Annotated in this window: 27 protein-coding genes; all 27 read right to left on the reverse strand. The window is 63.9% G+C overall.

All coding sequences use genetic code 11. The features are described 5' to 3' along the window. Window positions 1-9 precede the first annotated feature (9 nt). The 27 genes from G8767_RS16995 to G8767_RS17120 all read right to left on the reverse strand — a co-directional run bounded on the left by G8767_RS16995 (window position 10) and on the right by G8767_RS17120 (window position 22,188). A complete protein-coding gene (locus G8767_RS16995; RefSeq protein WP_166810768.1) occupies window positions 10-360 on the reverse strand; it encodes a hypothetical protein in 351 nt (116 codons plus the stop codon). A 14-nt stretch (window positions 361-374) separates the two neighbouring features. Next, window positions 375-695 carry a hypothetical protein gene (locus tag G8767_RS17000; protein ID WP_166810769.1) on the reverse strand — a complete coding sequence of 107 codons (321 nt, stop codon included), beginning with the start codon at window positions 693-695 and terminating at the stop codon, window positions 375-377. Further along, a complete protein-coding gene (locus G8767_RS17005; RefSeq protein WP_166810770.1) occupies window positions 696-1,061 on the reverse strand; it encodes a hypothetical protein in 366 nt (121 codons plus the stop codon). Further along, complete coding sequence (locus G8767_RS36360) at window positions 1,061-1,735, reverse strand: glycine-rich domain-containing protein (protein ID WP_166810771.1); 675 nt, start codon at window positions 1,733-1,735, stop codon at window positions 1,061-1,063. Before G8767_RS36360 ends, G8767_RS17005 begins: the two co-directional genes overlap by 1 nt. Continuing rightward, the gene (locus G8767_RS17015; protein ID WP_166810772.1) at window positions 1,735-2,790 is read right to left on the reverse strand and encodes a hypothetical protein; all 1,056 of its coding nucleotides are present in this window, start codon (window positions 2,788-2,790) and stop codon (window positions 1,735-1,737) included. Before G8767_RS17015 ends, G8767_RS36360 begins: the two co-directional genes overlap by 1 nt. Further along, the gene (locus G8767_RS17020) at window positions 2,787-3,242 is read right to left on the reverse strand and encodes a hypothetical protein (RefSeq protein ID WP_166810773.1); all 456 of its coding nucleotides are present in this window, start codon (window positions 3,240-3,242) and stop codon (window positions 2,787-2,789) included. The genes G8767_RS17015 and G8767_RS17020 overlap by 4 nt, the downstream gene beginning before the upstream one ends. Beyond that, window positions 3,223-3,672, reverse strand: a complete 450-nt coding sequence (locus tag G8767_RS17025; RefSeq protein ID WP_166810774.1) for a hypothetical protein — start codon at window positions 3,670-3,672, stop codon at window positions 3,223-3,225. Before G8767_RS17025 ends, G8767_RS17020 begins: the two co-directional genes overlap by 20 nt. Beyond that, window positions 3,669-3,962: a hypothetical protein gene (locus G8767_RS17030; protein ID WP_054826488.1), complete on the reverse strand. Its 294-nt coding sequence runs from the start codon at window positions 3,960-3,962 to the stop codon at window positions 3,669-3,671. Before G8767_RS17030 ends, G8767_RS17025 begins: the two co-directional genes overlap by 4 nt. Continuing rightward, window positions 3,962-4,198: a hypothetical protein gene (locus G8767_RS17035; protein ID WP_166810775.1), complete on the reverse strand. Its 237-nt coding sequence runs from the start codon at window positions 4,196-4,198 to the stop codon at window positions 3,962-3,964. The genes G8767_RS17030 and G8767_RS17035 overlap by 1 nt, the downstream gene beginning before the upstream one ends. Beyond that, window positions 4,195-5,265, reverse strand: a complete 1,071-nt coding sequence (locus tag G8767_RS17040) for an N-acetylmuramoyl-L-alanine amidase (protein WP_166810776.1) — start codon at window positions 5,263-5,265, stop codon at window positions 4,195-4,197. The genes G8767_RS17035 and G8767_RS17040 overlap by 4 nt, the downstream gene beginning before the upstream one ends. Continuing rightward, a complete protein-coding gene (locus G8767_RS17045; RefSeq protein ID WP_166810777.1) occupies window positions 5,262-5,774 on the reverse strand; it encodes a DUF2744 domain-containing protein in 513 nt (170 codons plus the stop codon). The genes G8767_RS17040 and G8767_RS17045 overlap by 4 nt, the downstream gene beginning before the upstream one ends. 18 nt (window positions 5,775-5,792) lie before the next feature. Continuing rightward, window positions 5,793-7,523, reverse strand: coding sequence for a hypothetical protein (locus G8767_RS17050; protein WP_166810778.1), 1,731 nt, complete (start codon window positions 7,521-7,523; stop codon window positions 5,793-5,795). After that, complete coding sequence (locus tag G8767_RS17055) at window positions 7,520-8,395, reverse strand: hypothetical protein (RefSeq protein ID WP_166810779.1); 876 nt, start codon at window positions 8,393-8,395, stop codon at window positions 7,520-7,522. The genes G8767_RS17050 and G8767_RS17055 overlap by 4 nt, the downstream gene beginning before the upstream one ends. Next, window positions 8,396-10,384 (reverse strand): transglycosylase SLT domain-containing protein, encoded by a 1,989-nt coding sequence (locus G8767_RS36565; RefSeq protein WP_346843002.1) that lies wholly within the window; start codon window positions 10,382-10,384, stop codon window positions 8,396-8,398. It abuts the gene before it with no gap. A gap of 13 nt (window positions 10,385-10,397) precedes the next feature. Continuing rightward, window positions 10,398-13,088 carry a hypothetical protein gene (locus G8767_RS35555; protein ID WP_206029445.1) on the reverse strand — a complete coding sequence of 897 codons (2,691 nt, stop codon included), beginning with the start codon at window positions 13,086-13,088 and terminating at the stop codon, window positions 10,398-10,400. 34 nt (window positions 13,089-13,122) lie between these two features. Beyond that, entirely contained in the window at window positions 13,123-13,437 is a 315-nt protein-coding gene (locus tag G8767_RS17065; protein WP_166810781.1) for a hypothetical protein, read from the reverse strand. 128 nt (window positions 13,438-13,565) lie between these two features. Beyond that, a complete protein-coding gene (locus G8767_RS17070; protein ID WP_166810782.1) occupies window positions 13,566-13,994 on the reverse strand; it encodes a hypothetical protein in 429 nt (142 codons plus the stop codon). Between the two features lie 110 nt (window positions 13,995-14,104). After that, on the reverse strand, window positions 14,105-15,046 hold the full coding sequence (locus G8767_RS17075; protein ID WP_166810783.1) for an Ig domain-containing protein: 942 nt from the start codon (window positions 15,044-15,046) through the stop codon (window positions 14,105-14,107). 92 nt (window positions 15,047-15,138) lie between these two features. Beyond that, entirely contained in the window at window positions 15,139-15,576 is a 438-nt protein-coding gene (locus G8767_RS17080; RefSeq protein ID WP_166810784.1) for a hypothetical protein, read from the reverse strand. Then, window positions 15,573-15,923: a hypothetical protein gene (locus G8767_RS17085; protein WP_166810785.1), complete on the reverse strand. Its 351-nt coding sequence runs from the start codon at window positions 15,921-15,923 to the stop codon at window positions 15,573-15,575. Before G8767_RS17085 ends, G8767_RS17080 begins: the two co-directional genes overlap by 4 nt. Before the next feature lies 1 nt (window position 15,924). After that, entirely contained in the window at window positions 15,925-16,275 is a 351-nt protein-coding gene (locus tag G8767_RS17090) for a hypothetical protein (protein ID WP_166810786.1), read from the reverse strand. Beyond that, a complete protein-coding gene (locus tag G8767_RS17095; protein WP_166810787.1) occupies window positions 16,272-16,781 on the reverse strand; it encodes a hypothetical protein in 510 nt (169 codons plus the stop codon). The genes G8767_RS17090 and G8767_RS17095 overlap by 4 nt, the downstream gene beginning before the upstream one ends. Window positions 16,782-16,795: 14 nt before the next feature. Next, window positions 16,796-17,932 carry a P22 phage major capsid protein family protein gene (locus G8767_RS17100; RefSeq protein ID WP_166810788.1) on the reverse strand — a complete coding sequence of 379 codons (1,137 nt, stop codon included), beginning with the start codon at window positions 17,930-17,932 and terminating at the stop codon, window positions 16,796-16,798. Window positions 17,933-17,995: 63 nt separating this feature from the next. Further along, window positions 17,996-18,640 (reverse strand): hypothetical protein, encoded by a 645-nt coding sequence (locus tag G8767_RS17105; protein WP_166810789.1) that lies wholly within the window; start codon window positions 18,638-18,640, stop codon window positions 17,996-17,998. Window positions 18,641-18,791: 151 nt separating this feature from the next. After that, window positions 18,792-19,076 carry a hypothetical protein gene (locus tag G8767_RS17110; protein WP_166810790.1) on the reverse strand — a complete coding sequence of 95 codons (285 nt, stop codon included), beginning with the start codon at window positions 19,074-19,076 and terminating at the stop codon, window positions 18,792-18,794. Next, complete coding sequence (locus tag G8767_RS17115; RefSeq protein ID WP_166810791.1) at window positions 19,073-20,842, reverse strand: EndoU domain-containing protein; 1,770 nt, start codon at window positions 20,840-20,842, stop codon at window positions 19,073-19,075. Before G8767_RS17115 ends, G8767_RS17110 begins: the two co-directional genes overlap by 4 nt. Next, the gene (locus G8767_RS17120) at window positions 20,842-22,188 is read right to left on the reverse strand and encodes a phage portal protein (RefSeq protein ID WP_166810792.1); all 1,347 of its coding nucleotides are present in this window, start codon (window positions 22,186-22,188) and stop codon (window positions 20,842-20,844) included. The genes G8767_RS17115 and G8767_RS17120 overlap by 1 nt, the downstream gene beginning before the upstream one ends. Between the last annotated feature and the right edge of the window lie 4 nt (window positions 22,189-22,192).

Consider the following 22,192-nt stretch of genomic DNA (forward strand, 5'->3'; position numbering starts at 1 on the left):
CCGCCCCGCTTAGGTGGGAACGGTGAACGGGACGGTGATCTTGTACGTCACCTTCGCTTCACCCTGGGGGCTGATGACGATGTCGGGGTTGTCGATGGTCTCGATGAACGTCGTGCCGTTCCACCTCGTCATGTGGGTGAAGGTGTTGGCCGGGACGAGGAACGTCATCTGCCCGGTCGAGGTGATTCCACCTGCGGCCGGCGCGAAGGTGGCGTCCTGCCTGGTGTATCCGGCGCCACTGGCTTCGTTGGAAGTTCCTGCTGCGCCGGGGTTTCCGGTGTGCAGGGCGAAACGTGTGCCGAGATTGGCGATCGAAGTGGCTACGGCGTTCGCTGTTGCTGCGGGGCATGTCATTGCCATGATCGTGCACGTCCTTATCTGTTGGGCCAACGCTCGCCGTGACCGGCGATCCACGGGTAGGGGTCCGGCTTCGCCGGGTCAGCGGTCGGGTACTTGATCCAGATCGTGTATTCGGTGTTGTGCGGAATCAGCGCCACCTTGTCCGGTTGCACTTTCCACGAGACTTTCGCTCCACTGATCTCGCCGTTCCAGCGTTCTCCGTTGTCCCACAGGAAGTATGCTTCCGAGCCTGGTCGGATCGGTCCGTCCTTGTTGGTGCGTTCGAAGGTGAAGACGCCGCCGGTGTTGAGGTTGATGATGTGGAAGTGCGGGGTCCATCCGATGCGAGTTGCCACTTAGGTCACCTCCTGCTCAGGGGTTGAATCCTCTGGGGGCACCACGATTTCGTAGCCACCGGCGGTTTGCAGTGCCCACCAGGAGGCCTCGTCGATGGTGACCTCGTGTTGAAGTGCGTACGATCCGGGCATCTCCACGTTCAGCGCCGGCGCATCGGATGTGCGGAGCGGGACGACCTTCACGCACGGCCCGGTTGATCCGTACCCCGGTTGCATCCAGATCACGACCCGCGAGTGCGTGAGTGTGACCCATTGGCCACCGATGTTCTCCCTGCGGTGCTCGGCCAAGGGTGGATCGAGTTCGTACATCTGGGCGGGGCCAGGGCATCCGCCCCAGTCAGCGTCGATCAAGGTTGCTGTTGCCATCACTCTTCCTCGTCGTAGAGATACTCGATTACGGTGACGCACCCGTCGGCGCCCTTGCCCCCGTTGAAGTTCGGGGCCTGACCGCCGCCGCCACCGCCGGAGGGATATCCGCCGGCGTTCCCGGTACTGCCTCCGCCACCGGACTGCAGGGTCTGCCAAAACGTGGGATTGCTTGTACCGCCCGGAACGAGAGCGGACTTTCCTCCGCTGAATCCGCCCCCGCCAGCACCCCCGCCACCGCCCGCAAGCGGCCCGTATCGAGGGTTGACGGCATTGCCGCCGACAGATCCGGCTTGAGCGCCGTCCCCGCCGGGGATCGGTGATTGGCCGCCTTTGCCGCGCGTGGTCGTTGTCGCGCCTTTGCCGCCTTCGGTTTCGAGGATGTCCCCAAAGGCGGATCGGCCACCGTCGCTGCCGTTTCGGTTCGAGGAGTTGCCTCCGACGCCACCTGTACCGACGATGACCTCGACGGTGCCCGGGAGATCCATCGCGGCGATTCTGCGCTTCGGCGACTTCACTGCTGCGCCTCCGCCTCCGCCGTGTCCGTTGCCGTTTCCTGCTGGCCAGCTACCGCCTGCGCCACCGCCGCGGACGACCAGGTCGATGGCGTACAGCTTCGGATCCTTCACCCATGTTCCTGAAGTGGTGAACACTCGCACTCTGTTGCGGGGCATCAGAATTTCCGTTCGAGAATGTAGAGCCTGCCGAAGCCGCCGTTTCCACCATTTCCGTTCGACCCGGCGCTACCTCCGCCATATCCACCGCCGCCTCCGCCGCCCGGGCTGGCACCCGCGCCGCCAGTGACAACGCCGTCGGGAATGCCGGCGCCGCCACCACCGCCACCCGTGGCGATGATGTCTGCGGGCGCCGTTCCCGCTTGGCCCGCCTGGCCACCTGGTGACGCACCACCTGTGCCGCCGCGGCCGTAAGGGGCACCGCCGCCGCCTCCTCCACCGCCGCGCAGCTCCCCGGGGTAGTTGGACCATCCACCGTTGGGCACTGTCGGCTCGAATCCGCCCTGGCCACCTGCACCTCCGGCAATGAGCCCTGACCCTCCGATCGCCAGAGCGTGGGAGTTTCCGTCAGCTCCGCGACCGCCCTGGCCGCCACCGGCGAGCAGGTAGTTGCCGAACATGACATTTCCGCCGCCGTATCCGGAGGCCTCTGACGAGGATCCTCCGATACCTTGCTGGTAGATCGTGATCGGAACCGATGCCGGTAGAAGGTGAGCGGGAATCGTTGCCGTCACTTCACCTCCACCTGCACCCCCTGATGCACCGCCTCGACGGCTCGGGATGAGGTCCCATTTTCCGGCGCCGCCTCCACCGCCCGCGCCGATGAGGATCAGGTCGATGGACACGATGCCCTCTGAAGGGTAATACGTTCCGGGAGTGGTGAATACGATCGCTTCACCCTGGAGAATGAGCTGTCGATACGAGTCCTTCAGCTCCTTGATCTCGGTGGTGTGATCGTTGATGATCGGCATGTCTCGGATGTAGGAGTTGTTCACCGTCCCTGTGATCGCGGAGAGGATGTTGCCGAATCCGCCGAGGATGGTCCCGAACAACGATCCCGAACCGGACCCCCACCCACTGGCTTTGAGTTCGTCCGACTTCTGTTTCACCACAGCGTCTTGCGTGCGCTGAGCCATCACACGTGTCGAGCCGTCGTTGCCGGTGATCGAGTTCGGCGGCCGACTGATCCCGGACGGCCCACCTGGTGAGGTCATGACATTTCACCTCCGGAGCGTTGCAACAGATTCCGCAGTCGAGCCATCTCTTCCATGTGCCCACGCACTTCACGCTCGTGCGCAGACTTCATCTCCTCGATCCGACGGTCGTACTCGACGCGTATGTCTGCGATCCGTCGGTCGTACTCGAGTCGCAGCGCCGTCATGTCCTCGTTGTGCCGGCGACGTTGCGCACGCATCTGTGCACCGATATCGCGGATGTCGGCTTTGAGTTCGCGCACCACGACGTCATCGAGAGCGGCCTCGGCAACCCGTCGCGCACGTTCGCGTTCGATCGATCGTTCCTGTCTGCTGGTGATCCACCGACCGAGAGGACCGAGAAACTCCTGCAACTTCCTCGACACTGCGACCGCGTACGTGACGACAAGTAGGGCGATCGCGGCGTACAGCACCCACGGACTGTTGACCACCTCATCGGGAGGCTGGGGCATCGGACCACCTCCACATTCGGTTCGACTTCGTGATCGCGTACGCCAACGCGAAGTGTGTTGCCCCTACACACATCAGCGTCAGACCTGTGCGGAAGCCCTCCCACCACAGCCGATCCATCACCGCCAGAAACAAACTGCCGCCGAGTCCGGTGAGCAATGCGCCGAGAATCACCTCCCCGACGATCGACACGGTGGGAATCGTGACGAGCTGCCCTGCCACCACGCACAGCGCGCCCACCACAATTGCGATACCCCACCACTGAATCGGTGCGGCCTGCTCGACCGTCGCCAATGTCAGCGTGCTGGTACCGGGCGGATACGAGTAGTCCAGACCGCGCCCGAGCGCGTCGACGAGAAAGATGATCTGAATCCACGGCAACGCGAGATGGCCAGCGAGCAGTCGCCACCGGCCACCCGCCGGCGCGATCATGCGTCCGAGCGGTGTCGGCCGACGTACTCTTCGATCTCGACGACCTGTTTCTCCGTGACGCCGTTCGGGGTGAGCTTCACACCCGCCACGGTGAGGGCGCTCACGAGAAGCAGGACGCCGCTGGTCACTTCCGCCGGCAGATGCACACCGGCCGAGACCAGCAGCCACACCACGCCGACGAGGAATCCCACCGCCGAGGTGACCGTGTTCGCGTACCGCTTGAACCACGGCTGCGCGGCGAGTTGCTCACGCAACAGGTTTCCGAGGAGATCGATACCGGGGTTCGTCATCACTGTTCCGCCTGTCGTGCGATTGCTGCATTGGCCCAGAACATGGCTTGTTCCAGGTTGGTCAGTGCGAGGGACTTCTCGCGGCCGGGCGGGACCTTCACGTCCAGGTCATGGGCAAGGGCTTTGCACGCTTCCCGAATGCTGCCGTGCTCGCCGCGCTTCTCCGCCGTGGTGGCGGGATGGAAGTCGAAGCGGTTGTCGATGTCCGCACTGGAGCGGGAATCGTTGTAGCTCATCGGTTGTCTCCTGTGATCTCGATTGCCCCTGACGGATGCCAGAGGAGGGAACCGTGCTCGAAGTCCTGACGGCGACCGCCGTTGAAGTCGTATTCGTCGGAGGTCGGCCAGCCGAGCTTCGTGGGCTTGCCGTCGACACCGCGGACGCCACCTTCTTCGATCCAGCGTCGGCCGATGACGCCGTGGCAGACGAACCCTGGTGTGCCGTAACGGCGCGCGATGGTGCCGCCCTGGAAGGACTGCAGGTCGCCCTCGCCGTCGTAGACGACGTGAAAGCGTTGGGGGTAGCCGAGGAACTCGATCTCCCAGCCACGCGCGGCCCACACTTCGTAGACCAGCTTCGGAATCGGCACGGCGCCGGTGTCGGGGTGCCAGTAGATCGAACCGTTCTCGAAGTCCGCGTAGCGTCCGACGCCGTCCTTGCACGGCTTCTCGCCGTCGTGCAGGCGCTTGCCGAGCCAGTCGGAGAAGAACCGGACACGATCGATCTGGTTCTCGATGACGGGTACGTCGGGCTTGACGCCGTTGAGTTCGGCGATGACGTTGGCGACGTCGGCGCGGAACTTGCCCATGTCCATTCCACCCGGATCCCACTTGCCTTGGACCTTCGCCCACTCCTTGTGCCCAATCGTGTGGGACGACGGCTGCTCGATCTTCCGGAGAATCGCAGCGTTGATGCGTGCGTAGGCCCAATACTGTTCGGACGACCAGCCTTCGGTGCCGCTGTTCTCGGCCTCGATACCGATGGTGACCTGATTTGCAGCGTTCTGGGTGATGCCCGGCCAGGAACCCATCCCGGCGTGATTGGCGATGCCGACGCCGCAGATGGTGGCCACGCCCTTGCGGGATAGGTGAATCTGCGAGGCGAGTCCGAGTGTCGGATGATTCGCGATCGCGCCGGGGCCGGGGTTGCTCCCGACTGGTGCGCCGGTGTGATGGTCGATGATTCCCCAAATTCGGTAGAAGTCACCTTCCCCTCGATCGAGTGCGCCCGGATAGAGCGAAACACTCACTCCCGCATCTCGAATGACTTGCTCGAGAAAGATCGGGTCGCCTGTCCATGTCATGATTCCTCCGTCTCGCCGCCGGTAGCGGTGTCGTCCGTGTCTTGGTTGAGTACGTCGAGCAGGGACTGCATGTTCGAGAGCGACTCGGTGAGTTTGCTTTTCGCATCCTCGCGAGCCGCTGCTTTCTCCTCCGGAGTCATCGAGTTGATCCTCGCCGCGTACTCAGGCATCGATGCGAGGACCTGATCCTTGAGTTCTTCGAACTCACGTTGGGTTGCTTCGGCGTTCTCCACGCGTCGCTGCGAGGCCTTCTCGATCGAGAGCCACTCACCCGGCGGTCCGTACATGCTGATCCCGCCTGGGGGCGGGACGAACTCGATGGTCTGCAGTTCCGGATGATGGCGGATCCCTGCGTCGTATTGCTGCTTCGACCACTTGCGCAGCGCACTCACCATCGCCACGAGATATACGCCGGACTCGACCTTCATCGGCAGTTTCGTGTACGACCACAGCAGGTGTTCTTCCGGGTCGTCGGGGTTGCATTCGTGTTGCAGCGGTATACCGCTCACGGTTTCTCCTCACATCATCTAGACGAGATTGACGCCGATGTTCTGCAGCGTCGCCATCGCTTTGGACAGCAACCGGGACGAGCGTTCGGCCTGACTCATCAGGGCCGTGCCCGTGCCGGCGGTGATCTCGTAGTCGTGCGGCATGTCCTGCTCGTAGTCCCAGGCGAGATTCATTTCCTCGATCTGGTTGACGAACAACGGATCCGTCGTGATCGAGTCGGTCATCCCTTCGACGGTATGGCCGACCCGATCTCCGGTCTGCATGTGCAAACCGGGGTAGTACGGGGCGCCGGCGGACATGCGCATCTTCGACGAGGATTCGTCTGCGGTGGCGAGCATTCCGGTCCGGATGGCTATCACCGCTGAAATCGTCCAGGCGTTGTTCGCCCCGGACTGGTACATCTCCATCAGGTGAACCCAACCGAGGTTGGTTGCGCGGGCGGTGGACTTGAAGTTGTTCCACGCCAACACCGTTCCGCGCAGGAGCGGCATGATCACCGTCGCCGCCATATCGCCGGCAGACGAGAAGCCGCCGAGGAAGAAGTACCCGATCATGTTGCCGGCCGCTTGGATCGCCAACTCGATCGCGCTGTCGGCGAACTCGTTCTGACCGCCGACCACGATCTGCACCGGGCCGGCTGGAGCCCACGAGAGATCCGAGGATTCGATGTTCGACCACTCGCTGTCCCGAAGGACTATCCAGGGATGACTAGGAACCACCCCGAACCACTTTTTGAGGTAGTACTCGGGAGGGGTCAGAGTCTGATCGTCGGAGACGAATACGTCGACGGTCTCGACGAACCCGGACACGAACTGCGCGACGGTGCGCTTGAATCCGTCGAGGGCATTGCCGGTGGTTCCGGTGCCGATGTCCTCGTAGTAGCCGGAACGGTCGTGGAGCGAAAGCACGAGTACTCCGTTGCGCGGATTGTCCACGCCCGGAACGCCGGATACCTCACCGTCGACGGTGAAGATCCGCCGGTACCGAAGGACCACCTGAGCATCGTCGATCGCGTCTTCGATGACTTTGTCGATCGGGTCCATCCGTGCCGCAAGCAGGGTCCACAGTGACGGATCGTTAGCGAACGTCGGTGAGGCGATGAGCACCTGCCAGGTATTCATGTTGTGCGCGTCAGTCCATTGGCTGAGGTCGAACGGATCATCCGGCAGGTTCCACCAGTTGCCTTGGAATCTCATCAGGTTCAGCCAGATCGTCATCGACGCGGCCCAGATCGTCGGTCCGAGGAGGGTGAACACCCGCGGGAACTGGAAGAGCCCGAGCGGGAGAGCGGGGTTCGGCGGCGCGAGTAGGTACGACAGGAACTGCAAATCGTCGACGAACGTCGCTTCCAGGAAACGGATTCCGTTCTCCTTGCGGAACCGCCAGTGCTTGAGCAACCCCGACCACCGGATCCGGCCGCCCATGTGGTCGACCGAGACGACGACGTTCTTCTTCGCTTCCGGGTTGTTCGGGATGGTCATCAGCCACCGCGCGAGATAGTGATCGCCGCGCAGCTTCAACACTCCGGTGCCGGCGCGGTTCTTCTTGAACGGGAACTTCCCCGAACTCGAGTCCGCGGCGATCCCGCGCTGGATCAATCCCTGCGCGGGGTCGGTGGGATTGGTCCACAGGCGCACCAGTGGCGGAGTGCGTGCCATCGCGCGGTGAGCCTCGCGGATCAGCTGCCCGGTGTCCCAGGTCTGCTCGCACAACTCGTCGAACTCGGCGTCGCTGAGCATCGTGGTCATCGCTTCACCCCCGAGGGCCGAGAGAAGTTACGAGGCATACGGACCTGCACACCGGAGACACCAGCCACGCCGCCGGTCACCGAGACCGGCAGCATGATCGGGTTGTCCTCGCTACCGGTGTGTGCGGGAACCGGGAAGAGGAACCCCTTGCCTGCCTGACGGGGCCACACCGGGGTTTCCTCTGTCGAGATCAACTGCTCCTCGCTTTGGGAGGTATCGATCGTGAGGTTGCCGTCCGTGGCCACCAATGGCTGTAGCGGCACCACCCGTGATGCGGCGATGTCCCCGAGGAACGAAAAGTCCGGCAACGTGTACGTCCCCGGGTAGGTGCACACCCATTTGAGCCAGATCGGGACGTCGCACGGATTCCACACCGGGACGTATCCGCTGCCGGATGTGCCGGCCATCAACCGCCACCGACGGAGGATCTCCGGCATCGTCCAGTACGCGAACTCCGCCGCCAACGAGACCGTCAACATCGACTGACCCCAGATGTGCGGGTCCTTGTTTCCGATCGAGGACTGCGTCGGCTCGGACAACAGCCGCACCATCAGGGTGCGGCTGCCGTCCGCAGTGGTGCGAACCCACTTGCTCTGGCGGTCGTAGTCGAACGCCATCCGAAACCGCGAGTCCCGGTCGTGCCATTCGAGCGGGTCGTCGCCCTCGATATTGAACGCCGCCACCGGATCGCGGCGCTGCACCTTCGAACCCTGATAGCGCTCCCCCTGCGCCGACTTGATCCACATCGTCGTGCGCGGGGCGTCGACCATCTTCGTCGGCCCCGGCGCCAAGGTCACGCCCTGCTCACCGGTGGTGACATTCCAATAGCTGCCGTCGGCGCCGTGGATCTCGTCGGTCTGGAATTCGGACATTTACACTCCCCACCGTGATAGTTCGGCGAAACCGTCGATCGCGGCGCGTCTTTCGCGTTCAGCGAAGTACGCGGCGAGATCGGCGGTGATGATGTCGCCGGTGTGATTGGTGGACCGGTCGATGCTCTGACCGCCCAAACCGGCACCGGACGCGACGACCGGACGCGAGGGCACCACGCCGGCAGACCACCGGGCACTGTCGGAGATCGCATCCATGACGGGCTGCCCGGAGTTGATCGCTTCGAGCAGAGGCAGATTCGCCCGAGTCGACATCGCGTTGACGATGAACTCCTCGTCCGAGATCGCGATCAGATTCGCATCATCACGCGGACCACCTCGTCCCCGGTACTGGCCACCGTCCTTGTACCCGTTGACCTTCGGCCAGATATTCGACGCGCCGCCGTACTCGTCATCGACATAGTTGAATGCCGCTGCGATGTTCGGTGCCGGGTCGGCCTGACCGCCCGGATACCGGGCATCCATGTACGCGTCGAACGTCGGCTTGATCACCTGAATCAAACCGATGGACGGTGTCCCGTTCTGCGCGTTGATGTCCCAGTTGTTGATCGCATTCGGATCGCCGCCCGATTCGATCTGAATCTGCTGAACCGTGATCCCGGCCAACGAGGGAGAGCGCCCCGTCCCGAGCAGAACAGCCTCGACGGTCGAGCGCCACTGCTCCGCGCCACCGGCCGGGTCGTACACGTGACCCAGCCCGGCGTCCGCCGACGTACCACCGGCACCGGCACCCCAATCCGAGTTGACCATCCAATCCGCGCCGTCGACGTTGACCTGCGGCGCCGTGTAGACACCCGGCCCACTGCCCGCGTACTGCCCCTGATCCTTCGGCTTCGTCGCCTCCAACGTGTCGTTGTACGCCTTGTTGTAGACGTTCGACTCCGACAGGATCGAATTCTCCAACCCAAAGATCCCGAGCAACCAATTCGCGCCCAGCTCACCAGCTTTACGCCCGTACGCCTGAACACTGATCTTCTCGAGATCAGCATCCGAGGGACCGTCACCGTACGAGTCGGCACGATCCCACGCGTCGCCGTAGTTGGCGCCGAGCATCCCCGCGCCGTACGCATCACCAGGATTGCCGGCGCTGTACGGCGACGCTCCCGAATAGTTCGGGCTGGCATTGATCACCTGATTCGACTCACCGCCACCGGAGACGCCCGCACCGCTACCACCGGGCGCGCCGACCGGAGCCGAGACCGCCCAGTGCACGTGATTGCGATGCCCGGCCATCGTTCCCGCGCCGTATAACCCGACGCCGTCACCGACGTACTCGGAGTTCTTGATGTTGCGATCGAACGGCGAGTGGATCAGCTCGAGCGTCTGCCCGAGGTAGTTGTCGGCAATGAACTGCGCCAAGCCCTGCATCTCGGGACTGCCCTCGTCGCCTCCGTTGGAGAAGTCGGCCGCATGACCGGAACCGTGATGGCCTGGGTCCCCGGAACGCATGCCGGAGAACGCGCGCCCGTTCTGCAGCAGCGACGGGAACTTAGCCCCGACAACGGCTTCCATCGAGCCGATGATGCTGCCCGAGGACGCCGACGCCGGAACTGGTGTACCGGCCGGTGATGCTGCGCCACGTGAGGCACCCGAGGTCGTGGTCGGAGCCGCCGCCGACGCAGCCGTCTCCGCCGCTGTCGGGGCCTTCTGCGCCTGCACGATCGGCGTCGGAGCTGCCGCGCCGCCAGGCTTCTTCCGGCCGGTGGTGCCTCCGTCCTTGAACGCCGGCAACTCGTCGTTGTTGATCGCCTCGATCAGATCGAAGTGCTTCGCCGTCGAGACCGCGTTGACGATGTACTCCTCGTCCGAGATCGCCACGACATTCGCATCGTCCCGAGGGCCACCGTAACCACGGAAGAGCCCGCCGTCAGCGCGCCGCTGAATCCGCATACGCTCCGGAGACTTCGCGCCATCGGCAGATTCAGCAACTGCGTTGCCGGGTAGCACGGTTCCGTTTGCCCACTGCACCATTGCCGCGCCGAGGTCATTCGCCCCGCCGAAGTCGTACGTCTTCTTCAGAGGTCCGATCCCGAAGGAAATCGTCGACGGAACCTGTTGCAGCAGGCCACCAATGGCGCGAACCGCGCCGCGTATGACATTGATAATCCCATCCCAAACGCCTGAGACTGTCGTCGCCATCGTCGAGAAGAATCCGCCGACCGCACCGACCGGCCCTTCCAGCCCGTTGAGCGCACCTGTGATCAGCGGAACCGCATACGTCGCGATCTCCGCGAAGATCCCGACGACATTGGTGAAGATCGGCAGAATGGTCGACGCCGCACCCACCACGATCGGAATGACCTCGATCGCCAACTCCACCAGCTCCGGAAGCAGCGGAGCGATAGTGATCACCAGATCCGACATCGTCTGCACCAGCTCGGGGCAGGTACGGCCCGAGTTCGTCGAGTGCCGTCACGAGAGCGTCACCGAGAATCATTGCCGCGTCAGCGAAGATCGGCGTCAGTTTCTCCATGTGATTCGCGAGAATCGGGATGATCGGTTCCAGATTTTGTGCGATTTGCTCGATAACCGGTGTCATCGCGACCATCAGCGAGGAGAAGTTCGTCGCCATTCCCGTCAGGATGACGGCGGCCATCTCCGCCAGCGGTTCGATGAGCGGCGCGACCGCGACGAGGAAGTCCGCAAATGCTTGTGTGACAGCGACAATCGTGGGCCGGAATGCCTCGAAGTCGTTGACGAGGACGTCACCGATCACCTGCGCCATGATCGTTAGCGCCGGTGTCATTTCCGAGATGGTCTGACCCCAGATGGTGAACAGGTCACCGAAGATCGGACCTGCTACCGCACCGAGTTCGACGAACATCGTCGTCAGCGGACCCATCCACTGACCGATGCCTGAGAGCATGTCCCCGAACCCTGAAATCGCTTCCGTCAGAACTCCGGAGTCGTTCAGCTCGACGAACGCGTCACCGATCATTCCGAGGACGTCACCGACACCTTGGCCCAATGCGGTCATCGCCGGTGCTGCAGCGTCACCGAACGCGAGGAACCCCTGCACGGTCGATTCGATACCGGGCGTCATCGCGGTGAAGAACTGCGGGATCGACGTCAGCAGCGTCGTCAGTTGCTCACCAGCGGGGCCGGTGAGTACGTCGGAGATCGTGGTGACGATTCCGCCGATCGAGCGTGCGATTTCCGTCATCGCCGGAGTGATCTTCGGCAGAACAGTGTTCGCGAGGTTCGAGACCGAGTCACCGATACCTTCGAACAGTCCTTGCTGTACGGACTGCTGGAAAACGTTCCACGCGCCGCCCTCTTCGGCGAGAGCACGCATGCTCCGGACGAAGTCCGCGGCCGCCGGCGACAGCTTCGCCAACGCCTGCTCGTACTTGTCGGCCGCCGTCGTCGCCTTGGTCATCGACTCTTCGGTGGCCTCCTGCGCCAGACGGACCTGCTGCTGCGCGTCGGTGACACGGCGCTCGGCGTCGTACACCCGGTCCTTCGCCGCGACAACCTGATTCGAACCCTCGATACCGACGCGGTTCGCGTCGTCCGCCTTACCGGCGAGGTCCTGGTTACGTTCCTGGACTTCGAGCAGACGCTGCTCCGCCTCCGCGACCCGCTGAACCGCGACGTCCTGATCGAGCCGGTCGGTGCCGGGCTTGAGGTTGCGGGCATCACGGCGCGCTTTCGCGAGCGCCAACACCGCGCCCTGCTCGGCTATCGCACCACCGCGCAGAGTGATGTTCAGATCTTCGAGCTGCTCCTGCTCGTCCTTGCGTGCACGGACGACGTCTTCGCGGGCTTGAGCCTCGTCCTTGACGGCGTCCTCGAGGTTGCGCTGCGCCATCCCCAGCGACCGCAGAGCGGACTCCTGAGCCTTCGCAGAGGCCTCGACGTCCTCCCCGGCGGAATCCGCTGCCGCACCAGCAGCTGTGAAGGCCTCTCCGACACCGGAGAGACCTGTGAGCAGGCCACCGAGCGCGGGGCCGGCAACAGTGCCGAGTGCCGCGATACCGACACCGATCGAGCCGACAGCACCGATCACCAGCGGAGCCAACGTCACGATGGCGCCGAGAATCAGCGCCATGCTCGTCAACCCGCCAGTAGCGGAGGAACTTGCCCCGCCGAGTCCGGAAATGGAACCACCGAGACCGCCGCCGAGACTTCCACCGAGGTTGCCGAGCTGGTTGAGCGTGTCCCGGTCGACGTTGACGTCGATCGTCATCGAGCGGTTGCGCGTGAGCGCCGCGAGCTCGATCGACGCGAGCAGAGAATTGATCTCGACATCAACCTGCACGGTCGGTGTCATCAGGTCCAGGCGCGCCTGAAGGTCCTGTGCGAACCCCGCCAGATCCGCCTCGACGTCGACGGCCACGGACGCACTGATCTGTCCGAGGCGGGTGTCGAGTTCCTGCGCGAATCCGGTCAGGTCCGGATGCACATCGACGTAGAAGTCCGCGTCGATTGCACCCAGACGAGTGTCGACCTCGCGCGCGAAGCCCGTCATGTCCGGCAGCACGTCGACATAGAACTCGGCATCGATGGCGTCGAGCCTGTTGTTGACTTCGGCCGCGAACCCAGTCATGTCCGGGAGGACGTCGACGAAGAAACTGACGTCCTCCGACTCGACCTTGGCCCTGACGTCACGGTGGAAGTTGTGCAGATTCGATCCGATGTCGATCGATGCCGAACCGGCCGAATAGTTGGTCATCGTCGCCTCCACACGTGAGCGTCAGGGTTTTCAGTTATTGGTGTTGGTGCGGAAGAGCTTTCGCGAGGGTGCGTGCCATTCCGTTGCCGCGTCCGGCTTCGATCACCCGATCGAGGGCAGTGCGCGGAGGGTCGATGAACTTCGGATCCTTGGCACCCACCAACGCCGCCAGCAGCGCGATCAGATGGTTCAATCCGCGAGCGAGTAGTGCCATCTCGGGAGTGAAGCCCTGCAACGGGATTCCGACTTTGCCCGCCTTGGCCGGTTGCGCGAGTTCCGGATGCAACCGCAGCAACACGGCAGCGTGTTCGTCGTCGTCCTGGAGCGCTGCCTTGTACTTGCTGCCCATCGGCAGTTCGTCTTTCAGTTCCCAGAACGTGCGCCAGTCACGCTCACCTCGAAACCAGTCGTCGAGATCGAGGGTGAGGTGAGCGTGAAAGTCGTAGCGCAGCTGCGCCCCGTAGTTCTCGACGAGAGCTAGGAGCGCTTCGAACCCCCCGGCACATTCGCCGCTCCCTTACCGAAGAGCTGATCCCAGACATCCTGGAACAGAACCCGATACACCTCGATCGGCATCTGCCCGATCACAGCCCACAGGCGATCGAACTCCTTACGGCCGTGCGCGTCGAAGTTCGGATCGTCCTCGTCGAGAGCGCCGGCCATCAAGATGGTCAGCTTGTCCTTGTCGAAGATGACCCGGTTCATCGCGTCCATACGCTCCGGATTCGCCGGCGCGATCACGATCGGCGGATCGAAACCTTCGTCTGCGCCGAAGATGACAGGCGGGCGGGCCTTGAGTGCTGCGCGCTGCTGGTACTCGGCGAACTTGCCGCCGAACGCCGCGGGCGCTGGTGTGGCATCGAGCGAGTCGACCAGTGGCGGAGCAGTGAATGTGTTCTCGGACATGATTGTTTTCCTTCCCAGCGTCCCAGCTGGATACGAAAAGGCTGGCCGCACGGTGGCTGGGACATCACCGTGCGGCCAGGCTTGGGAGACGACCGGAGGCCGTCAGTGGGTCAGGCGCTGACGACGATCGACAGGGCCTTCGTTGCCGTGGCGGACGCGGCGTCGGTGACCTTGACGGTCACGTTCGACGTACCGGCCGTGGTCGGCGTTCCGGAGATGACACCGGTCGACGCGTTGAGCGTCAGTCCGGCCGGCAGCGTCCCGGTCTGCAGCGACCACGTCTTCGCGCCGTTACCACCGGACGCGGTCAGCGTCTGCGAGTACGCGGAGCTGACGGTGCCACCGGGCAGAGTGGCCGTCGAGATCGCCAGCGTGGTGCCGGCAGGTGCACCGAATCCAGCCGCCTCGACCAGGTTCGCCCAGCCGAGACCACAGAAGCCCTGCGCCGACGCCGTTCCACCGGACACGAGGCTGGTGAGGAAGTTGCGGTCCTTGTACCAGGTCAGTGTCGGGTGGTACGTGATCGAACCGTCGTCGTTGGACGACTGGTTGTCGACCTTGGTCACCGACACCTTCGGCAGCAGCCAGTACGGGTAGATCTCCGCACCTTCCGCGCCATCGGTGCCGAGCACGATCGCGTGGTAGAACCGGATCGTCGGACGCCCCGGAGCGGGAAGCACGATACCGCCGTGCTCGGACGGTGCGATGTCCGAGTAATCGGCCTGCCAGAACAGCTCCAGCGCCTGACGATTCGACTCCTGCATCACGAAATCCGTGGTGCCGGTGCGCTTGTTCATGATCTTCTTCGTCGGCTCCGACTCACCGTAGGACTCGATGTCCGTCGACGAGGTCTCGTGACCGAAGTTCACACCCGACTTCTTCTCCGTCAAACCCACAGAGCGCCAGTGTTCCGGCAGCGTGATGAGGTCACCGGTCGCCGGATCCTCGAGCGTTTCGAGCATCGGGTTCGAATACGGCGTGAGGACGATCGCGAGATCGAGCGCGGAAATGATCAGGTCGTTGTTGGCATCTTTGAACGAGGAGATGGACATGGTGCTCCTATCGGAGTGAAAGAGGGAATCCCGTTCTCGGGCATGAAAAAAGCCACCCGGTCATCGGATGGCTTCAGGGTGGTGCGGCGCAGTCAGCGAGTGCGCGGCATCGGGGCGATCGTGACGAACGTCAACTCGACGGTTCGCGGATCGACACCCAACTGCGGAATCATCGACAGCTCACCGGTTTCGGTGATCGAGTGAATCAGGATCCCGTCGATGGTGACGCCGCTGTTGGCGACCTTGACGGCTTTACGAATCTGACCCATCACCTGCCACGAGGTGCTGCGCTTGGTCGAAGTGACCGCGACGACGATCGGAGCGAGATCCAGACGGCCGTCCGGAGCGCCGCCACCGGCGCGGGCGATCTCGATGAACACCTCACCGGCCGTCAGCCTTTCGTTGAACTCGTCCGGATTCGGGCGCTGCGTCAACGCTGTGCCGAACCGTGCGAAGTACGTACACATCAGGTCTTCGAGATCGGGCCAGTCCGGAAGATCGTCGATCGGCGGAAAGTTGTTGACACTCATACGTTCCGCAATTCTGCGAGTACCGCAGGCAGATCGTGCGCGCCTGCCACTATCCGCTCGTCGCCGTTGTCGGTACCGAACTCGTGGCTCGCACCGTACTCGACGCGCTGATTGCCGACCGTCAACCGGCCGACCCAGCGGTCGCCCTTGGCCATGTTGTTGAGCGGACCGCCGAGGAACGTCGACACCCGGGTATCTCGGGCGAGCATCCCGGTACGACGAGCGACGCGGCCGCGGTAGAGCGCTTCGGCCATCTCGGCCCGCTCACGCACCAGCGAGCGCATCTGATTGCCCTTGAGCAACTCACCGATCCCCGCATGGTTGGGCTGATAGTTCCTGATTGCCATGTCATTTCACCCCCTTGAGCCGAACGATCACACCTGGCTCCCAGCTACCCATCCGCCACGGCGCCGGATCGCCGTCGACGGTGAACTTCGCCGCAACACCCGGCAACTTCACCTTGGCGCCGTTGACGATCTCGGTACCTTCCGGACAGATCAGGATCACCTTCGTGAGCACGTTCTGCCCGCGAGCGCCGGCAGTGCCGCGCACCGGTGTGTCCATCGTGGCGTCCCAGTCGATCAGAACGTCCTCGACCTCATACGAGGTAGGTACGGCGTCGGTGTCGCCGTGTCGATCGACGACCACGGAATCGGCTGGTGGGAACACCTCGATGGTCTCGCCCTCACCCGGCATCATCGAGAGCCGCCCGAGTAGTGATCGCCGTACGCGTTGAACGGATCATCCTCCGCGTACACCGGGAACGGCTCCGACGAACCCTCGACCGGAACGAACCCAGTCGGGAACCCGTAGTCGCCCTTCGTCGTCGCCTGCGTCCACAACCCCGCCGATCGGCTCGGCTTGCGGCGAGCGCGAGCGAGGATGTCGAGTTCAGCCTTCGTGAACGTTCCTGTCGCGAAAGCCGAATCGTGCACCCGATGGTTGAACACCCCAGCAGCGCGCGAGACGTACATGTTCGGGTTGTTGAACGCCCGCATCGACGCCGAGAGCACCACCGCCACGACGTCGGCACCGGCGGCTGCTGCGTCCGGCCACTCTCTGCCCTCGCTGCGAGCGAGGGCAGAGACGTCGTCGAGGACAGCGCCCGCACGGGCATCGTCCTTGGTGGAGAGCGCGGACTTCCCCAACCGGACCTTGAGCTGATCGGTGGTGGCCAGTCTCGCGGGCCCGGTCGGTTCAGTCATCTCACGCTCCTCGATCAGGCGGTGACGGTGACGACCGTCGTCGCCGTCTTGTTCTGGTACTTCGCGGTGATCGTCGCCGAACCCACTGCGACGGCGGTGACCTTGCCGGTGTTCGTCACGGTCGCCTTCGTCGGATCGGAGCTGGTGTACGTCGCGGTACGCGAAGCAACCGCGTCGCCGCCGTCGTCCTTGACCGTGATCTGAGTACTGCCACCGACCGCGAGCGAGGCCGTGGTCGGGGTGACGGTGATCGACGCCGTACCGAGCTGCAGCTGGACTCCTCGCACGAAGCGACCGTCGTTCTCCTCGACGTGCTTGTAGCCGACGTACGTGTTCACCAGCGAACGGTCCGTGGTGTTCTCGAAGTCGTAGTCCTTGATCCACCGCATCGCCAGGTTCTGGAACTGCGCGGACTTGCCGAAGCTCGCGCCGTCCGGAATGGCCGGCGCACGAGTGACCATGGCGTACGCCGTCTTGTGGAAGACGTACCCCTCGTCGTCGTCGAGCGCGTTGGACACCACGACGGTGAACCCGGCGATCTTGCCGATGATCGCCTCGCGCAGCGCCGAATCCGAGCCTGCTTGATCGGCCTGCTTGAAGTTCGGATCCTTGAGGATCGCCGCTTCGATACCGGAACCGACGACCGCGCCGCGCTGCCCGAAGGGAACGTTCTCGTCGTTGAGTGCCTTACGGGCGTCGACGAAACTGTCGTACACCTTGGTCTTGTCGATGATCACCACGGCCTGGTACGTCGCATCGCGCATGCAGTCGACCGCGCCGTTCTCGAGGCCTTCCGCGACACCGCGCACCTGCGGGTTGAGGATCTCGACCCCGAAGTCCTTGATGTCGAGGGTCATCTCCTCGTCGGTGATCGGCACCGCGTTGTAGACGTCATCGGTGAGGGTGACGTCCACCTTGGTCTGCTTGATCGTGTCCGTCTGGATCTTGCGGTCCGCGCCGGTCGCGCGCAGCTTCTTCGTGCGCGAGCCCAGACGGCCCGGCACGCGGATGCTGATCGTGTCGTCCTTCGCTCCTGCGAAGTCTCCGAAACCGTTCAGCCACAGCAGATTGGGAATGACGATCTCGCGCTGAAGAAGCCCGAGTGCTGTGTTGATGACGGTCGAAGCCTTGACGAATTCGTTGGTCGGCATGGTTGCTCCTCATGGTTGATAGGGGTTGGCCACGTCGGCTGCCATGCCGACAGCGCGTGGTTGTTACATGCGAGGGATCTGAGCCGCCAACTTGGCGGGATCGGTTTCCTCGGGTTCGTCGTCCGGAGCGCCGCCGCCGCGCAGATGCTCCTTCGGCTTGCCCGGAATCGGGCGCTTCTCGCCGCCTGCCGGCGGGGTGTAATCCTCGAGGTAGTCGTCGGCGTCCGCTTCGAGTTCTTCTTTGGTCGAGCCTTTGAGTCGGCCGGCGTGCTTGAGCGGAATGCCCTTGGCCTCCGCGATATCTCGACGCAGACCTGAGAGCTTGAGCTCGTCGCGTTCCTTCTCCGCAGCAGCTGCGCGATCGAGCGCCTGCTGCGTCTCGGACTTCTGCCCGTTCTTGAGCTTCTCGAGCTCGTCGTGACTGGCCTTGTACGTATCGAAGTTCGCGTACGAGGCCTTCTCACGAGTGAGGCGCGCTCCGATCAAGCGGTCGAGATCGGCCTGGCTGGTGATCGGGGTGAACGGCTTGCCGCCTTCACCACCCTCGCCGCCGTTACCGCCTTCCCCGCCGTTACCGGGTTTGCCACCTTCATGGCCTGCCTCATCTCGGCGGGGATGCTGGCGGCATGCCCGCATCGACATCGATGTGAAAGGGTCCGCGTGCCCGAAACCGAATCCGGCATAAGCACGTGTGGTCTTGACATTCATTGGTATCTCCCGTGAGCCCGTCGGCGTAGCCGGTCATTATTCGCTGACCGTGAGCGAACCTCACCGAATCCGGCGAGGAAGTCATCGTGAAACGCCGAATGCCCCGGACCAGATGGTCAACGGGGCATTCGGGTGTGGCTGGTGAAACTACTTATGCAGCTGAGCGGTTCGGCACCTTGGCGAGGTATTCGCGGAACTCGTCCACATCGTCGGCGTCGACGAGCGGAACGATCAGGCGTTCGACCTCACTGCGGAACTCTCCGAGCGTGATCTGATGATCGGCGGCGAACTCGACCATCGAGACGACGGCGTAGAAGTACTCGCCCGCCTCGTACGCCGAGACCGCGGCATCAGCGACGTCGGAGGAATCGACGAACCGGCCGGAGCGATACATCGCCTCGGCCAGGTCCTCGAAATCCTCGAATGTCCTGCTCACAGTCCCCATAGTAGCCGCCCTTCGCCCGTAGTCCGAGCCCTTTCGAGTTCCTTCCACGCCGGATACGCCGTGTTGATCCGCCCCGGACCCTCCCGGCCGCGCACCCGCACCACCACCGGACACCCGTCGACGATCCGCCGAAAGTCCATCTGCCCGCCGCGCCGGGTGATCGACGTCGGATCTGCGAGCGCTCGATCGATCATCGCCTTGAGCTGCGTATCCGGCACGTCCGGGAACTCTTCCTTCGGGCGTCCGTCCTTGCCGATGATGTTGCTTCCGAAGCGGTGACCACCGGAAACGATCTTCCCGTCCCGGTTCTTGTCACCGTCCGCGATGTGAGCGAACCGCGCATCGACGCTCGGGCGTTGCTCCGGAGTGAACGGCACGGCGCCTCCGCCGCCGCCGACGTCCGGATACCGAGCCGGGACCTCTGCATCGGGAACCCGCCACGTATCGCCCTCGTCGCCGCTGGCAACGCTGCGAGTACTCGGTGCCTTCGGCGGAGGAGTACTCCCGCCACTGGCCTTCGTTTCCGGCGTCTTCTCGCCGGGCCCCAGTCCGAGTGCCTCGCGGTGACGGGCGACCTGTGCGCGGTGGTAGATGACCGGTTCGGAGTCTTCGCCTCGGCCGTCCGCGAGCAGCGTCTCGAGCTGGCTCTCGAACTTGGGCAGTAGCCGCTCTGCGAGTGCCCGCTTGTACTCGTCGCTGCCGCGCTCCGGTTCCTTCGGTGTGTCCGGATGTGCTGGGTCGTTCTCCTGGGTTCGGCCCTCGTATGCGCGCCGGAACAACACGGTCGCCTCGTGCCCACTCGCACCGGCCGTCGCCTCGTCCCACAGTGCCCGGAACTCCGCTGTCCGGTCGGGAAGATCCGCGGTCTCGTCGTAGATCGGCTCCAACGTGCACTGACATCCGTCGTGCACCTTGGCTGTGCCGCCGCCGGTGTACCGAGCGTCCGTCGACGAGAACGACGTCTGACCTTTGTAGACCGCGCCGAGACTGGCGAGCATCGCGCAGAACCAGCACGGTTCAGCCTTCGTCACTCGCGCGAATCCCAATGCCTCGCGGTCGAGTTCGACGATTTTCTGTGTGAAGTCCCGTCCACCTTCGGCGACCATCCGCACGGCCGCCGACGTCGAGGACACGAACGCCTTGTCCATCGCGTCGGTTTCCGGTGCCGGCATCAGCTTGCGTGCCCGCACCGGTCCGGTGATCAACAGACCGCGAGCGGTCCGGTCGAGGTCGAGTTCGATCGGCTCCGCCACACTCACCCGCGAACGTGAACGGGTCCGCGTTGGCGCTGGAGTGTTGTCGGTGACCCGCGCCCGCGATCGCGATTCGCGCTGCGCCGGTTCCGGATCGGTGACCCGGACCCGCGAACGAGCAGACTGTCCCGCCTGTGAGGAATCCGTAACCCGGCTCCGCGCAGACGGTTTCGCCGTGCTCTCCGGAACCTGCACCGGAGCCGGTGCTCGATCCTCACGGAGCACCGTGCGCACTGGCTCGACCCACGGGATCGGTCGAAGCTCCGGACGCTCCGCAGCGCGGAAGTCCTGCACGTACTGTGCCGAGATCTCCTGCGACTGCATGTGCGCCGCCTCGATCACCGGGACCGCGACCTGCAACCACGGACCCTGCGTCTCGTCCAATCGCTGAAACGCGAGAATTCGCCACGCGCGCCGTAGATCCGCGACCACCTGAGCCGAGAGTCGCAGCTGCGCACGACGATGCAACTCGGTCAGCTTGCGACCGAGTTTCGTACGCGCCATCAGAGGCCCAGTTTGTGATCGGCCGGCGCGCCCGCTCCGAACTGCTCGCGCATGTACTCCGCGTACGGGTCACTGTCGATCGCCATCTGCTTCCACTCCTCGACGTCGGTCTTCGACACACCAGGAATACGAGGCCACAATGCCTGCGGGGGAATGCCGAGCAGCTTCGCCGCCTTGCCGTACGCGTCGATGGCCTGCGAGAGCGAACGCGCTTCGAGGTCCTGCCATTTGACGGACGCACTGACATCGGTCGCGATGTCGTAGTCCCCCTCGAACCACGCACTCATCCGCATGGTGCGGTTGTGCGAGCTACCGAACGAGGTCTGGATCTCGAACACCTTCTGCGTCAACGGGTGACGAGCAGCCACCAACGCCTCCGCGTTGAGGTTGACCAGCTTCCCAGTCAACGCGTACGACGGTGTCTGACTCACCGCAGAGAGCGCCTCGACATCGGACTCAGTAGCAGCGATGAACCCGTCGAGCGGCGTCTCGTCCAACGTCCCGAACTTCGTGTCCGAATCCTCGGCCACCAACAGGTCCGCCTGTCGCAACAGCAGCTGCGCACGCGCCTTCTCCGTGTCGGTTTCCGGCTCAGACATACCCGAGACCGTGCGCACCTTCCACGAATTGAAGTGCTGGGTCTGCAACCGGTCGTAGGTGGTCTTGTTGATCCGGCTCGCCACACCGATGAACGGCTCCACCTGACCCGTCGCGCGGCCTTCGAGGTCGAGGTCGTTCGCATACCGGATAACCGGGCAGCGGCCGGCGCCGTGAACCTCGAAGCCAGCGTGCCGGATTCCGCCGTCGCCCTCGCGTTGGAGTGTGTGCACCAACTCGTCGTCGATCAGGCGCAGTTTCCCGCCCGGATCATCGCGCAGCATGTGCACGGGCCACTCGTCTTCGGCCGGATCCTCGTACACCGCGAACGCCTTACGCGGCGAGACCCCACGAATCACCGACTGGTTACGCCCGAGATCGTCGATCCCCGGCATCACCACCGCATACGAGTACCCGTAGGCGAGAGCTGCGCGGTGAATAGCGATCTGGCGTACGTCCATTCCGTTCGCCAGCCACGTCGTCCACTGGGGCGAGGTCTCCTTCGCCAGTGGTGAGCGGTAGTCGTCGACGAACATCGCCTGTGCCAGGGTCGTGACCACGAGCCACAACCACGGCGTCTTCGCCAGATCCTGCAACGCTTTGAGTTCCTTGGTTGCCGACCTCGGCAACGTCAGATCCGCCTGCTGCCAGCGATACCACTTGTCCAACGTCGTCAGGCGCGCACGCTCCTGACGCAACTTCGGAAGGAGTTCCTTCGCGACGTCAACCGCCTGGCTCTCGTCGAGCATTCAG

The organism is Rhodococcus sp. IC4_135 (genome assembly GCF_011602025.1).
Classification (GTDB): domain Bacteria; phylum Actinomycetota; class Actinomycetes; order Mycobacteriales; family Mycobacteriaceae; genus Rhodococcus_F; species Rhodococcus_F baikonurensis.